The following is a 16,508-nucleotide window of genomic DNA, read 5'->3' as shown; positions in this document are numbered from 1 at the left end:
AGGCTTCATGAAAAAAATAATTCCTATTTTTCTTACGTTATTCTTTTTTGCTTTTGCAATGTACGCTCAAAATTATAATGTTACTTTTAAGGTTAATATGAGTGTAGAAATTGCAAAAGGGAAGTTTGACCCCGCACAAAATCAAGTTTCTGTAAGAGGAAGCTTTAATGGCTGGGGTGAAACACCAATGGCAGACCCTGATGGCGATAAAATTTATGAAGTTACCGCTCAGGTACCAGCAGGAAAACTTGAATACAAATTTTTCCACAATGGTGCAAAAGCTACTAATGGTGGCTGGGAAAGCATCGACAATCGCGTTGTTCAAAATGTAGCTTCTGATTTAGTTCTCGATGTTGTTTATTATGATAATATTCCAATGCCTTCGGGTAATCCAGCTAATGTAACTTTTAAGGCAGACATGCGTTTACCAATTAAACAGGGAGAACTTATTCCCGGAACTGGTAAAGTTTTTGTTGCAGGTGATTTCAATAGTTGGAGTACTTCTCAGGATGAACTTATTGATGATAACAATGATTCTGTCTATACTAAAACAGTTCAGATAAATTCTGGTCAGATGATTAATTATAAATTCCTTTACACAAATAAATCCGGTGGAACTACCTGGGAAGGAGATCCAAATAAACAAGCATGGATTGAAGATGGTGATAACGTTATTGAAAGATACTTCAACGATATTAATCCTAATGTTCAATTGGCAGACGGGAACATTACTTTTAATGTTGATATGAGCGTACTTGAAGAACTTGGAATTTATGATCCTGCAGTAGATAGGTTACAGGTTCGTGGTGGATTTAATGGCTGGAGTGATAGTGATGCACCTCGATCAGTGATGAATCAAGATCCGTTAATACCAACAAACTGGTTTTTACAGGTTCCATTTGTTAAAACTGAAGTTGGTTCTAAACAGGAATATAAATTTTATGTTGCTTTAGGTCACACAGATGAATTGTGGCAAGACGGCTGGGAAAGACCGCTTTCTATGGGAGGTGGAAATAGAGTAGTCAATTTTGCCGGTGATAATAATCAAGTCCTTGCACCTGTTTATTACGATGATGTTTATCCGCAATTCGTAGTTCCTCAAGGTCAACAAATTTCTGTAAAATTCCGTGTAGATATGACAGATGCTATGGACCCAAATAAAACAGGTGACCCGATGCAAGTTGGTGATAAAGTTTACTGGATAAGTGAACAGCCAGTTTTTGCTCGATTGATGAGTTGGGTTGATAGCGATGAGCAAACTTACTTCGAATTAACAGACCCCGATGGCGATAAAATTTATGAAGGTACATTAACTGTAACAGGACCAGGCATCAATGCTTTTGAATATCGTTATGCATTCCAGAGACAACGAGACGGTTCCTTCAAACAAGAAACTGCAGGTTTTGGAAAAAATGCTTACAGAGTTCGTTTCTGCGCTATGACAGGTTCTCGACAATTTGTTCAACCTTATACTGCTCCTCTTGATAAATGGACAGATAAGGAAGATAAATCTGATCAGGTAGAATTATGGCCACAAGGGTTACCTACGGATGTTCGTGAAATAAATCTTGGAATTCCTAAGAATTTTTCACTCGAACAAAATTATCCAAATCCTTTTAATCCAACTACTAGAATAAGATTTACAATCCCAAGTAAAGACTTTGTAACTATGAAAGTATATAATACTCTTGGCGAAGAAGTTGCTGTCTTAATTAATAAAGAAATGAACGCTGGCTCTTATGAAGTCGATTTCATCGCTCAGAATTTAAGCAGCGGTGTTTATTTCTATACATTAAAGACTTCTAATTTTATAAAAACAATGAAAATGTTATTAATTAAATAAACTCTTTGTGAATGTTGAGAGGGGGAGAAATTTGAAATAGAATTTCTCCCTTCTATTTTTTTTGAATGCACCATTACATTTTTTTAATTAATTAGTTCTTTACCCAATTAAATCAATTATTATGATAAATAAAAATATTTTTATTGCCCTTTTGATAATATACAATCTTTCTTTTGCTCAAACTAAATTCACAACTTATCCAGAATATCCTGTAGAAACAGATAGTATTGTAATTGTATTTGATGTTACTTATGCAACACATCAAAATAAAATTGCAGGTTATACTGGCGATGTTTATGCACATACTGGAGTTACTTTAAAATATCAGAATGGCTCTGTTTCAAGCTGGCAGAATGTAATTAGTACATGGAATGATAATACGAGACAACCAAAATTAATAAGATTGGGAAAAGATTTATACCAGATTGTAATTAATAATCCTCGTAAATTCTATAATGTCACTAATCCCTCTGTAAAGATAGTCGAACTATGTTTTGTGTTACGAAGCAGTGATGGTCAAAAACAAACCGAAGATATTTTTGTCCCTATTTATGAAAAAGGTATTTCAGTTGTATTAAAAAATCCAAAAGTGAATTTATCATTTGGCGACCCATTAAGGTCACCATATTTTGTTGAAAAGGAAAGCAAGGTGAATATATTTGCAAAATCTGTTGCCATTGGTACAAAAACTAAAGGTATGAAATTAGTAATAAATAATAATCAAATACTGCAAACAACTAATGATTCAATTCTGTTTTTATTTGATTCAAAAAGTTTTCCCACTGGGATAAATTATGTTAAGATTATTGCAACCGATACTTCGGGATTAAAAGATTCCATAGAATTTGTATTCATGAAAAATCCGGAAGTAAAAAATGTAACATTGCCTTTTAACTTAGAACATGGAATAAATAACGTAAATTCAGATGTATATCTGGTTCTTTTTGCACCATACAAAAAATTTGTTTATGTGCTGGGCGATTTCAACGATTGGAAAGTTGATACAAATTATTTTATGAATAGATACGAAATTCGTCCTGATAGTGTTTTATATTGGATTAAATTGTCGAACCTGAATGAAAATGTAGAATATGCATTTCAATATTTAATTGATGGAAGTTTGAGAATACCTGAACCATATTCAGAAAAAATACTTGACCCCTGGAATGATTCACAAATTCCTCAAAATGTATATCCAAATTTAAAATCTTATCCTTATGGTAAAACGGAAAATATTGTTGGAGTATTTAAGCCAAAGAAGGATTTATATAACTGGAAGAATCAAAATTTCAATAAACCTCCGAAAGAAAATCTTATCATTTATGAACTGCTCGTTCGTGATTTTGTTAGCACACATACTTTTCAAACATTGATTGATACTATAAACTATTTTAAGAAACTAAATATTAATGCAATTGAACTTATGCCTGTGATAGAGTATGAAGGAAATTCAAGCTGGGGTTATAATCCAATGATGAACTTTGCAGTTGATAAATATTATGGACCATCAATAAAATTAAAAGAGTTTGTGGACAGCTGTCATTCCAACGGAATTGCAGTAATACTTGATATTGTTTTAAATCATGCATATGGTTTGAATCCATTTGTAAGAATGTACTGGGATACATTAAATGCAAGACCCGCGGCTAATAATCCTTGGTTCAATCAAGTTTCCCCAAATCCAGTTTACTATTGGGGATATGATTTTAATCATGAAAGCAACAACACAAAATATTTAGTTGATAGAATTACTTCTTATTGGTTAAAAGAATTTAAAGTTGATGGTTTTCGTTTTGATTTTTCGAAAGGATTAACCAATACAAAAGGAGAAGGAAGCACCTATGACCCGGCAAGAATAAAATTACTTAAAAGAATGGCAGATAAAATCTGGTCGATTGATCCTAATGCATATGTAATTTTAGAACATTTTACAGAAGATAGAGAAGAAAAAGAATTGACTGATTATGGAATGATGGTATGGGGAAATTTAAACTCTCCTTACTCCGAAGCTTCTATGGGATGGAATGAAAGTGGAAAATCTAATTTTAGCAGAATATCATATAAATCGAGAGGATTTAATAAGCCGCATGTTGTTGGATATATGGAAAGTCACGACGAAGAAAGATTAATGTATAAAAATCTTAAATGGGGTAATGCTTTGGGAAGTTATGACATTAAAAAAGTAAATATTGCTTTAAGTAGAATAAAATTAGCATCGATATTTTTCTTAACAGTGCCTGGTCCAAAAATGATTTGGCAATTTGGCGAATTGGGATATGATTATTCAATAGATTATAACGGCAGATTGGGTGAAAAACCAATTCGGTGGGATTATTACACAAATCAAAATTATTCTGAAAGGCAGAAACTTTTCAAATTTATTTCCGAATTAATTTCACTCAGAAAAAAATATAAAGTATTTCAAACAACGAATTTCACTCTTAATGTTTATCCTTCGGTTAAGAGAATCGATTTGTTTGACAGTACAATGAATGTCAGTATAATTGGTAACTTTGATGTTATAACAAGAACAAACGAATTTACATTTTCAAGTGATGGATATTGGTATGAGTATTTTACAGGAGATAGTATAAAAATTGAAAATGGTAAAATAACAATTGAATTAAAACCTGGTGAGTTCAAGTTATTTACTTCTAAAAAAATTCCTGTGCCAAGCAATGGAAAAGATTTAATTACAGATATAACTGATAATGATAAAGAAATTAAAAATGAATTTGTAGTTTATCCAAATTATCCAAATCCATTTAATTCATCTACAATATTAAAATGGTCAATTCCAAAGGCACAAAGAGTAACAATAAAACTTTATGATGCCATAGGTCAGGAAATTGATAAATTGCTCGATGAAGTACAAACTTCAGGTGAACATCAATTATTATTTAATCCTCTCAAATATAACCTATCAACAGGAATTTATTTTGTTCAATATTCCTTTAACAATAATAAAACTATTAGCAAAATAGTTTATCTTAAATAATATTCCTGCTTATTAAAATAATAATCGAAACTTATCATAAAAATAAGTGAGCTAAGAGTATTTTTTACAAAATCCTTTGAAAAGAAACAGATTTGAAATGTTTTGCGTGGTATTGATTTTGACAGAAAGTATAATATGGAAAATTCGATAAGTTTATTCGATAGTATTATAATTTTCATTTATCTGATTACAGTGCTTGCAATTGGTTTGAAAGCTCGTAATCAGGATAAAAATTCTGCAGAATATTTTCTTGCCAATAGAAATCTTGGTTGGATAGCAGTAGGCATTTCAATATTTGCTGCAAATATATCAAGTGAACATTTTATTGGATTAGCAGGCTCTGGTGCAACACGCGGTCTTGCTGTAGGACAATTTGAATTAATTGCAATTTTTTTACTTATTCTTCTTGGCTGGATTATTTCTCCAATCTATAAAAATCTTGGAATATTTACTTCTTCAGAATTTCTTGAGAAAAGATTTGATAGGGCAAGCAGAAAATTTTATTCTGGAATATCAATTTTCACATACATAATAACAAAAATTCTTGTTACACTTTTTGCAGGTGGAATACTTTTCAATCGTATTTTAGGTTGGAGCATTTTTTCTTCTGCATCTGCAATTGTTTTAATTACTGGTATATATACACTTGTAGGTGGCTTCTCTGCTGTTGTAAGAACTCAAGTATTTCAAGGAATTTTCTTTTTTATCACTGCATTTGTTTTTACAATATTTGGATTAAATGAAGTTGGTGGCATTTTTGGTTTAATGGAAAAACTTCCAGCAGATTATTTCCAGATGTTCAAACCAATTGATGACCCGGAATTTCCATGGACAGGAATAATCTTTGGTGCACCAATAATTGCTTTCTGGTACTGGTGTGCAGACAATTATATTTTACAGCGAATTATTGCAGCAAAAAGTATTGAAAATGCTCGCAGTGGAACTTTACTGGCATCTTTCTTAAAAATTTTCCCAATATTCATTCTGGTTCTTCCTGGTCTTGTTTCTGCTGCTCTTTATCCAGGTATTAATGGCGACGAAGCTTATCCAGTATTGCTTTCGAGTAATATAATTCCATCAGGTGTAAGAGGATTTATCATTGCAGGATTTTTGGGTGCTATGATGTCATCACTTTCTGCTTCCTTTAATACAATTTCTGAATTGTATACAATTGATTTTTACAAACCAGGTCATCCGAATGCTTCGGAAAGAACTTTAGTGCTTGTAGGAAGAATGGTTACAATATTTATAGTTGTATTTGTTTTGCTTATCGTTCCATTTGTGAAGTTGATTAATAATCAGATTTATATTTTCTTACAAAGTACTCAAGCTTTTATAAGTGCACCGATTACTGCAGTATTTATAATTGGATTGTTATTCAAAAAGATAAAATCAAAGAGTGCATTCATTGGTTTGATTATTGGTGAATTTTTTGGTCTATCGCGTTTTGTAATTGAATTGATGATGAAGTCTAATTTGATAAGCAATAAAATTTTGCTTGCTTATGCAAAAATAAATTATCTACACTTTGCAATCTTTTTATTCCTAATAACATCACTGATGATTTTTGTTTTTAATTACTTATTTCAATCAGAATATGATTTAAATGCATCAAAAAATTTTTTCAGCATGGGAATGCAAAGCAGCAGTATTGATATAAGAATGCAAAATATAAAAATGAATATTCTTATCTCAGGTGTAATACTGATACTAACAATTGGTTTATGGTATCTTTTTATGTAACAAGTAATAAAACTTCTAACAAAATAAGGAGTAATTGTATGAAGAAATTTACGCTGTTATTTGTTCTGCTTTTGTTTGCTACTCAAATTAATGCACAATGGGTAGTAAATACTCTGGATAATACTGCATCCAGTAATTTCTGGAGATATCCAGTGCCTGGCAATTTAAATGGTTTAGGCACAGGAACAGGTTACGTAGTATTGTCAGATGAAACAACCCAGCAAAAATTTGGTGCTGGTGCATTAAAAGTAGAATGGCATGTTAATTATACTGAATCCTGGGGCGGGTTCGTTCAAGTAATGCATCTAAATTCGACAGAACCTACAAGTCCTGAGTATAAACAATACATTGATATGAGTATGGCAACTCATATCAGTATCTGGTATAATAATCTTGTGCCATCTTCCAAACCAGGTTCGGTTCATATGAGATTTAAATTACATGAAGCTGGTGGCGGTGCAAATTATTGGAATAGTCCATCAGACCATGAAGATTGGTATTTTGAAACTGCAGTTCCTTATGATGCTACTCCAGGCTGGAAAGAATTATTAATTCCTCTTGTAGATAATGGAAATGCAAATCCAGATGACCGTGGGTTTACTCTTCCAGGTTGGAGTGGCGTTGCAAATAATGGTGTATTAGACTTAGATAAAATTGTTGGTTATAGTATTGAATGTACAACTCCTTTAACTGGTGGTGGTATGGCTGATGGCGTAATACTATGGGACCATATTACTTTAGTTGGTGCTAGGTATACTCCACTTTCTACATTTGATAATACTGCTGCTATTCAAGGTTATTGGTCAATTGATAGAATGGACTGGGATGGTGCTGCTGCCCCGATTACTAAGTTGGTATTATCTGATGAAACAGTAGATAAATTTGAAGGCGAATCAGCACTCAAAGTTCATTATAAAGCAGTTGCATCTCAAAGCTGGGGCGGCTATGTTAATTTTGAACACATGTTTGATACACCAAGAAATCTATCTACAAATACAGATTTATATATTGCTATTAAAAATCTCGAACCAAATCAATTAAAAGGAAGATTACAAGCAAGACTTATACTTTATGATAATAGTGGTAGTACACGCGAAAGCTGGTTTACGTTATTTAATATTAATATTGATGAACCATCAGATTGGACAACAGTTCGTATTCCTCTCGTTCAAGCAGATGTAAATGATTGGGCTCTTCAGGTAGGAGTTTTCAAAAATCCCGATGGTCAAGGAAATGATGATAGAATGTTTAATACCAGTGCAATAAGTGGTTTCAAAATTGAATTTTCAATAAATGCAGATGGTCCTATTGGAACAAATGTAATTGCTGAAGGAACAATTTTATTTGACTTCTTAATTCCATCAGGATTTCAGGAAACAGATAAAACACCTCCACAAGCACCACAAGGTTTAACTGTAGTTCCAGGTTCATATACTAATTTAATTACATGGACTGATGTGCCGGGTGAATCAAGTGAAAAATATACAATCTATTTTAGTCCAGAACCAATTACAGATTTGACCTCTCCAAAAGTTAGTTCTGTTAAAGCTAATGTTCCGGAAGGTGTTGGAGTTGTCGAACATGTTCTAAGAGCTCCTCTTAATGACCAGAATGTTTCATATTACTATGCAATTACATGTACAGATAAAGCAGGCAATACTTCTCTTCCTGCAATTACAGATAATCCTGTTACCAATATGGCAAAAGGTGTTCCAGTCGTAGCTATAAAATCAGTCAACTTCCAAGCTGATGGAAATTTAGATGAATGGAGTGGTATCGTTCCATTTGAATTAAAACAAGGAACAGCTTTCGTTGCTCCTAATACTTTTATTGATAACGATGATGATCTTTCAGTCAAATCCTGGATTGCAATTGACCAGCAATATCTCTATGTAGCATTTGATGTAAATGATGACATTGTTAATCCTACATCTCGACCGGAATCATATCTTAATGACGCTCCTGATTTGTTTATTGGTATGTATAATATGACAGGATTAAAACACACAGCATATCAAAGGGGTGATGCACCGGATTATCATATTAGATTCCATAAAAATCATATTAGAATTGAAGGTGGTGGAAGCGATACTGATTCTCTTGTAGTTCCAGGTCCAAATTATTACTGGCAGGAAAAATTCCCGGCTGGTTATATTGTAGAAGCAAGAATTCCTTTGAACGATTTAATGAATAAACGCGCAAATCCAGATGCAAAGAAAGACAAAATTTATGTTAAAGAAGGATACAGAATTCCAATTGACTTCTCAATTAATGACAATGATGCAACTGGAAACAGAGAAGGAATATTATGCTATTCACCTGATAATCAAGACCAGTCATGGGCTGATGTTTCAAGATGGACTTATACCTTCATTGGAAACAAGATGAGTCCTATTACAGATGTTGAAATTAGCTCGGTTCCTCTTACATATTCACTTTCACAAAATTATCCTAATCCATTTAATCCAACTACTCAAATTCAATACTCTATTGAAAAAGAAGGTAATGTAACTTTGAAAGTATATGATATACTTGGACGTCAAGTTGCAGAACTTGTAAATAAATTCCAGCAGCCGGGCATTTACAATGTGACATTTGATGCTTCCAAACTTTCAACAGGAGTTTATTTCTATAAACTTGAAAGTGGTTCCTTTATTGATATTAAGAAAATGATTCTCATTAAATAATTTTTATTGAGCGCAGCTGAAATATGCTGCGCTCGTTTATTTACAATTATAAAATTTTGAGGATTTGACTATGTGTAAAATTAAATCACTGATAAGAAATAAAATGATAATATTTAATTCATTTTGTAAACCGTGCAATTCCAGCATTCTTAGATTAACATTGATAGCGTTCTTTGTTATTGCATATAATATATTTGCTGGAACTACCGGTAAATTAGCCGGCAAAATAATAGATGCAGATACAAAAGAACCATTGATGGGTGCCAATGTAATAATTAATGGAACAAACTTTGGCGCAGCTGCTGATATAGATGGTTATTATTATATCAATAATATTCCACCAGGGGTGTATACAGTCACTGTTAGTATGGTTGGATATAATAAAGTTACTATCGAAAAAGTAGTTATTAAAATAGATTTAACAACACGTCTTGATGTTCAATTAACTTCAACTGCTGTTAGTGTAGGTGAAGTAGTAATTACTGCAACACAACCATTAGTAATCAAAGACTTAACAGCTTCTTCAGCAATTGTTTCTTCTGATGATATTAAACTTATGCCAGTAGAAAATATTCACCAGATAATTAATCTGCAGGCAGGTGTTATTGATGGACATTTCAGAGGAGGCAGAACAGGCGAAGTTGCTTATCTTGTTGATGGTGTTTCGGTGACAGATGCTTACAATGGTGGTCTGGGTATTCAGGTTGAGAATAATGCAATTCGTCAGATGGAAGTAATTAGCGGTACTTTTAATGCTGAATATGGACAAGCGATGAGCGGTATTGTGAATATCGTAACTAAGGATGGTGGACAAAAATTTGAAGGCAATGTTTCTGCATACATGGGAAGTTACTTCACAAATCATACAGATATATTTTATAATTTGAACAGGTTCAATCCTAAAGGTCCACGAGATATCCAATTCAGTTTAAGTGGTCCAACTAAAGTTTTGAATAATCTTACCTTCTTTATTTCTGGAAGATATTTTGGCGATGAAGGTTATATCTATGGGAAAAAAGTTTATAATACAACAGATAATCGGCCAATCTTTCCAGACCCGATGGATAATACAATATGGATTGACCGGCATACCGGCGATGGTTCTTATGTCCCAATGAATCCAACTCAAAGAAGGTCATTCAATGGTAAACTTACATATTTAACTCAACATTTTAAGTTCAGTTACAATTTTGCATGGGAGTATAACTGGAATAAATATTACAATCATTATTATAGATGGACTCCTGATGCAATTAAAAATCATTACAGGGTAAATACTACAAATAACTTTCAAGTAAGTTATTTCCCGAGTCAAAGCACATATTCGTCATTGAAATTATCTTCTAATCTTTTTAAATACTGGGGACATTTATATGCTGATGAATATGACCCAAGATATGTAGAACCCAATCAAGGTAGCCCATATTCAGGTTATACATTCAGTCAGGGAGGAAATGAAACAGATAGGTATAATCGTTATACTTTAACATATATTGCACAATGGACTTTAGAATCACAAATAACAAAAGAGCATAAAATAAAATTAGGTGTTGAGGGAAGACTACATACACTTTATGACCACTGGAAAACAATTAGAAATTTGACAGAAGGACAATTAGATTCACTTGGCAATCCAATTTTTACCCTTGGCTACAGTGACCCGGGCACAAAATACAATCAATCTTACAAAAGAAATCCTTATGAAATTTCTGCTTACATTCAAGATAAAATGGAATATGATATAATGATAATAAATGCAGGAGTTCGATTTGATTATTTTAATTCTAATGCAGAACTTCCACTCGATTTAAGAAATCCATTGAACAATCCTAATTTTCCTGGAGCTAATAAGAAAAGAAAAGCTGAAGCTGAATATCAAATTAGTCCACGTTTAGGTGTATCTTTCCCAATTTCCGATAAAGGTGCTATTCATTTTTCTTATGGTCATTTTTTCCAGATTCCAACTTTTTCTAATCTTTATACCAATCCAAATTATATTATTGACCAGACAACTTCACTTTCTTCTTATATAGGGAATCCTGAATTAAAAGCACAAAAGACAGTTAAATATGAACTTGGTTTACAGCAGGTAATTTTCCCGAATGTTTCAATTGATTTATCTGTTTACTACAGCGATATCAGAAATCTCCTTGGTATGCAAATAATGGAAACTTATGAAGGATTTATTTTTGGAAGATATATAAACAGAGATTATGGAAATGTTAAAGGAATAATATTATCTCTTGATAAAAGATTTGTTGATTTCTTTAGTGCAAGAATTGATTATACTTACCAAGTTGCAGCGGGAAATGCATCTGACCCTATGGCAGAGTTCAACAATAATCAATCTGACCCGCCTGTAGAATCAAATAAAAAAGTTGTTCCATTGAACTGGGATCAAACTCATACTTTAAATATTGTACTTAATGTAGGCGACCCTAATGATTGGGTTGCTGGAATAATTTTTAATTATGGCTCAGGTATGCCTTATACAGAAGAGCCAAGATATACACGCGGTCTTAGATTTGAAAACAATGGAAGACGTCCTTCTTACATTAATGTAGATTTAAAAGCAAACAAACATTTTAAAATATTCGGTTACGATTTCAATTTCTTCCTGCTAATTTACAATTTATTTGATATTAAAAATGAAGTTGGAGTTTATGCAAGCACAGGAAGAGCAGATAAAGATTTGAATGTGAAATTTGCCGGTCCAGTAATCGGATTAAATACAATTGACGAATACATTAAAAACCCCGGTAATTTTTCTGCACCTCGCAGAATTAGTTTAGGGGTAAATGTAAATTTTTAGAACGACAAAATTGAGTATAGAAAATGGAGTTAAGAATGAAGAGAAATATTTTGATTATAATTTTCTTTTTGATAAATGCGGGAATTATTTTTCCGCAGATTGATCCCCAGATACAAAAATATAGAAATGAACCATACGGGGATAAAACATATCGAAAAAAAGGAATAATGGATGGAAATTTAATTAGAACAATTTTTAGAAATGATGGTCAGGTTGGTTCATGGCCCGACCGTCCATCAGGCGAATGGCCTAAAGGTACAGGCCACAATTACATTGATGGTGTTACTCCTTTAATTAGTTCTGCTGTAATTGCTCCTGGCAATGGACAATTAATTCATCCATGTCAAACATCATATCGAGAAGAAGTTGATTTTGACCCTGTTACAAATGAACTATGGGTTATGGAGCCTGTACCAGGTTATGCTGCACCAGGTTCAGAAGAACCGGCAATAAGTAACAAACCAAAAACTTGGCCTGAAAGATGGCCCCGTGCCCTCCCAAATATTGATGCTAATTGGGACGGTTATTGGTATGGTTACTTTGGCCGCGGTGTTCAAAATGCTGACTTCGAAACTTTTTATGTCATGGATGATTCAAAAGATAAAGAGTTTACCCGTCCGCCTTATAATTATTTCCCAATTGCTGCTGACCCGAATCGTGGTGGACTCGGACTCCGAGTTGAAGTGCGTGGTTTTCAATGGTCTCATGTTCTTGCCGAAGATATAATTTTCTGGCACTTCGATATAGTAAACTTGTCCGATTTCGATTACGATACAACTTATTTTGGTTTCTACTGCGATACAGGTGTAGGCGGAGTCGATGATAACGGTGACGACTGTGCTTCGTATGATACTAAACTTGATATTGCATACGGATTTGATAACGATGGCAAAGCACCACCAGATAACTGGAAAGTTGGATATGTTGGCTATGCTTATCTCGAAAGCCCAGGTAATCCATGGAATAATTTTGATGACGATGAAGATGGAATGATTGACGAAAGAAGAGATGATGGAATTGATAATGATGGCGATTGGGTTCCGTTCTCAGATTTAAATGGAAATGGAACATGGGATGTTGGTGAACCTCTGAACGATGATGTTGGACAGGATGGTGTTGGTCCTTGGGACCCACAATATAAAGGTCCAGATATTGGTGAAGCAGATGGCTTGCCTACTGATGGTGAGCCAAATTTTGATAAAACAGATAAAGATGAGTCAGACCAGATTGGCTTAACAAGTTTGTCTATTTATCGCTTAGCAGGAAAAGGTCCAACAGATGGCTGGCCTAAAAATGATGAAGTAATGTGGCGTAAGATGAATTATGCTAACTTCGATACTTTATTACAAAATTCTAATATCAGTATGGTTTTTGGTTCAGGTCCTTTCCCGCTTAAATTAAATAGACGAGAAAGATTCTCGATGGCTCTGGTTTTTGGAAGTGATAAAGAAGATATGATTTTTAATAAAGAAACAGTTCAACAAATTTATAATGCTAATTATAATTTCTCTAAACCACCTTATAAACCAACTCTAACTGCTGTAGCTGGAGATAAAAAAGTATTTCTTTACTGGGATAGAAAAGCCGAAGAATCACGCGACCCATTTCTTGGTTATCAGGATGGCGACCCAAGAAAAGGTTACAAAAAAGATTTTGAAGGTTACTTGATTTATAGAAGTCAGGAACCAGAATTCAATGACATAAAAGTAATTACTGATTCGAAAGGAGAACCAAAATACTGGAAACCAATTGCTCAATTCGATTTGAAAGATGGAATTAAAGGTCCTGACCCAATTGGAATTAATGGTGCTCATTTCTGGAGAGGCGATGATACAGGATTACAACATTCTTATGTTGATACAAATGTTGTAAATGGCCAAAAATATTATTATGCTGTTGTAGCATACGACCAGGGTGACCCAAACTTTGGAACTAAAGGATTAATCCCATCCGAAACAACAAAAATAATTACAGAAAATTTAGTTGGTGCACTTCAATTTGTTGATATCAACTGTGCAGTCGTTGTTCCAAATGCACCTGCAGCTGGATATATTCCTCCTCAAATTGTTGGAGATTTGAACAAAGTATCATCTGGTGTTGGAACAGGAAAAGTTTCAGTAGAAATTCTTAATCCAAATATTATTGAAGAAGGAACGGAATATAAAGTTGTATTTAATTCTTCGGGAACTGAATATGATTATAAAACAATTTCTTATTCTGTTATAAGAACTTCAAACAACAAGGTCGATACATTATTAGCATCTGTTGATTCATCAAATATAGGTGCTGGTAAGTACAGCCCTCCTTTTGATGGTCTTTCGATTTCTGTTATAAATGATAATGTAATTCAATATAGACCAGAAAGTTCTGGATGGCTTGTTGGGAAAAGCAATGTAGTTATGCTTGTTACTCCAGATAAAAGTTCACCTGCAAGAAATATTGCATGGCCTGCAGATTATATGATTGAATGGTTAAGTTCTCCAACTGAAATAACCCCATTTACAAAAATCAGTGTTCCTTTCAAGGTACACAATTTAACAAGAGGTGATGTTGTTAAAGCAGAAGTATTCGATAACAACAATAATAAAAAATTTGATCTTGGTGATGATATTGTAATTATTGAATATGTTGGAACAGCATATAAACTTACATGGCGAATAAGTTATAATGCACCAGCAGGTGTTAATGTTATTGAACCAAGTGCTGGAGATAAATTTCTTCTGTCAACAACTAAACCTTTTAGAACGGGAGATTATTTCACATTTAAGACGAAAGCTTCTTCTGTAGATAAAGAACTTGCAAATTCACAGTTAAGCAGAATTCAAGTTGTGCCAAATCCATACATAAGTGCAAATATCTGGGAAAGAAGAAATCTCAATCAAACAGGAAGAGGTGAGAGAAGAATTGATTTCATTCATCTTCCTGCACAATGCACAATAAGAATTTATACTGTCAATGGAGCTTTGGTGAAAACATTGCATAAAGATTCTGGACCAGAAGATGGTTCATTATCATGGAATTTAATTTCTGAAGATGGAATGGAAATAGCTTATGGCTTGTATATCTATCATGTTGATGCACCCGGTGTAGGTGAGTACATTGGTAAATTTGCTGTAATTAAATAGGATGGAGAAGAGATATGAAAAGAATAATATTTATTTCATTACTTGTTTATTTGGTGAGCTGCTCAATTTATGCACAGAGCTTTGTTTCAAATGTGTCAAAGAGAGGAACAAGTGCAGCACCATTCCTTTCAATTAGTCAAGGAGCTCGTGCATCAGCAATGGGAAGCGCATTTGTTGCAATCGCAGATGACCAGAGTGCAATTTACTGGAACCCCGCTGGTCTGGCAAAATTATCGGGCGTCGGAATTCTTGTTGAACATACAAAATGGATTGCAGACATAGATTACAATTTCTTTGCAGCAACCTATAATCTCGGAGATTTTGGAACTGTTGGCTTAAGCTTTCTTACTTCTAATATGGATGAAATGAAAGTAACAACTATCGAAGAACCTGAAGGCACAGGTGAAACTTTTAGTGTTTCTGATGCTATGGTCAGCTTAGCCTATGCGATTAACCTGACTGATAATTTTGCTATCGGATTTAATCCTAAATTTGTAATGCAAAAAATATGGAAGATGACAGCTACTGCAATTGCTATAGATATGGGTGTTCAATATGTTACTCCTTTTGACGGAGCAATTCTTGCAATGTCAATTTCTAATTTTGGAACTAAAATGAAATTGGATGGAAATACTGCACTTGTTCTTGTTGACCTTGACCCTTACAGCAGCGGTAACAATGGACAGATTCCTGCTTACCTTCAAACTGAAGGATGGGAACTCCCGCTAAATTTCAGAGTTGGCATTGCATATCGTCCTATTGATACTCATATGTATAAATTGAATCTAGCTGTCGATGCTATGCATCCAAGTGATAATTATGAAAGCATAAATGCTGGAATTGAGTACATATTTAATGATATGTTTTCTTTAAGATGTGGCTACAAATCCCTTTTCCTTAAAGATTCTGAGGAATCTTTTACTTTTGGGTTTGGTGTAAAACAATTATTGCTTGGCAATATAGCAGTTAAAGTAGATTATTCTTATGGCAATTTTGGAAGATTAACAAATGTTCAAAAATTTTCTCTTGGAATTAATTTCTAAAATTGACTTTGCATTTCGAATTTCATGTCTTCAGAGAGGCAGAAAAAACTTCTGCCTCTTTTGTTGTTCCAGATAAATGATTAATTAATGAATATTTCATAATCAAATTTGTTGTTTGAAGTAATTGTGTCTTAATTATAATTAAATGTTTATCATTATTATTTTAATAACAAACTTTATCAAAATAATAAGATTTTTTCTTCATTGTTAAAGATTAGATTGGAAAGAGCTTTTATTATTTGTTTAATCAATTTAAT

At 33.3% G+C, this 16,508-nt stretch carries 7 protein-coding genes; all 7 read left to right on the top strand.

Features of this window, described 5'->3' with window-relative positions:
• Positions 1-7: 7 nt before the first annotated feature.
• The 7 genes from VJY32_RS07990 (at position 8) to VJY32_RS07960 (ending at position 16,251) form a co-directional block, all read left to right on the top strand.
• Positions 8-1,843: a carbohydrate-binding module family 20 domain-containing protein gene (locus VJY32_RS07990; RefSeq protein WP_353677385.1), complete on the top strand. Its 1,836-nt coding sequence runs from the start codon at positions 8-10 to the stop codon at positions 1,841-1,843.
• Between the two features lie 121 nt (positions 1,844-1,964).
• A complete protein-coding gene (locus VJY32_RS07985) occupies positions 1,965-4,841 on the top strand; it encodes an alpha-amylase family glycosyl hydrolase (protein WP_353677384.1) in 2,877 nt (958 codons plus the stop codon).
• A 135-nt stretch (positions 4,842-4,976) separates the two neighbouring features.
• Positions 4,977-6,584 carry a sodium:solute symporter family transporter gene (locus tag VJY32_RS07980; protein WP_353677383.1) on the top strand — a complete coding sequence of 536 codons (1,608 nt, stop codon included), beginning with the start codon at positions 4,977-4,979 and terminating at the stop codon, positions 6,582-6,584.
• A gap of 38 nt (positions 6,585-6,622) precedes the next feature.
• Entirely contained in the window at positions 6,623-9,271 is a 2,649-nt protein-coding gene (locus tag VJY32_RS07975; RefSeq protein ID WP_353677382.1) for a T9SS type A sorting domain-containing protein, read from the top strand.
• Between the two features lie 70 nt (positions 9,272-9,341).
• On the top strand, positions 9,342-12,083 hold the full coding sequence (locus tag VJY32_RS07970) for a TonB-dependent receptor (RefSeq protein WP_353677381.1): 2,742 nt from the start codon (positions 9,342-9,344) through the stop codon (positions 12,081-12,083).
• A gap of 35 nt (positions 12,084-12,118) precedes the next feature.
• On the top strand, positions 12,119-15,208 hold the full coding sequence (locus tag VJY32_RS07965) for a hypothetical protein (RefSeq protein WP_353677380.1): 3,090 nt from the start codon (positions 12,119-12,121) through the stop codon (positions 15,206-15,208).
• 14 nt (positions 15,209-15,222) lie between these two features.
• Positions 15,223-16,251, top strand: coding sequence for a PorV/PorQ family protein (locus VJY32_RS07960; protein ID WP_353677379.1), 1,029 nt, complete (start codon positions 15,223-15,225; stop codon positions 16,249-16,251).
• Positions 16,252-16,508 lie beyond the last annotated feature (257 nt).

The sequence above is a fragment of the Rosettibacter primus genome, assembly GCF_036860675.1.
GTDB classification, from domain to species: Bacteria; Bacteroidota; Ignavibacteria; order Ignavibacteriales; family Melioribacteraceae; genus Rosettibacter; species Rosettibacter primus.
The sequence above is the reverse complement of the archived record's forward strand: the minus strand, read 5'-3'. Positions and strand labels throughout refer to the sequence as shown.

What these genes read in the sequence shown, in the direction of transcription:
- VJY32_RS07990 (WP_353677385.1), top strand. Translation starts at nt 8, where the DNA reads ATGAAAAAAATAATTCCTATTTTTCTTACGTTATTCTTTTTTGCTTTT.
- VJY32_RS07985 (WP_353677384.1), top strand. Translation starts at nt 1,965, where the DNA reads ATGATAAATAAAAATATTTTTATTGCCCTTTTGATAATATACAATCTT.
- VJY32_RS07980 (WP_353677383.1), top strand. Translation starts at nt 4,977, where the DNA reads ATGGAAAATTCGATAAGTTTATTCGATAGTATTATAATTTTCATTTAT.
- VJY32_RS07975 (WP_353677382.1), top strand. Translation starts at nt 6,623, where the DNA reads ATGAAGAAATTTACGCTGTTATTTGTTCTGCTTTTGTTTGCTACTCAA.
- VJY32_RS07970 (WP_353677381.1), top strand. Translation starts at nt 9,342, where the DNA reads ATGTGTAAAATTAAATCACTGATAAGAAATAAAATGATAATATTTAAT.
- VJY32_RS07965 (WP_353677380.1), top strand. Translation starts at nt 12,119, where the DNA reads ATGAAGAGAAATATTTTGATTATAATTTTCTTTTTGATAAATGCGGGA.
- VJY32_RS07960 (WP_353677379.1), top strand. Translation starts at nt 15,223, where the DNA reads ATGAAAAGAATAATATTTATTTCATTACTTGTTTATTTGGTGAGCTGC.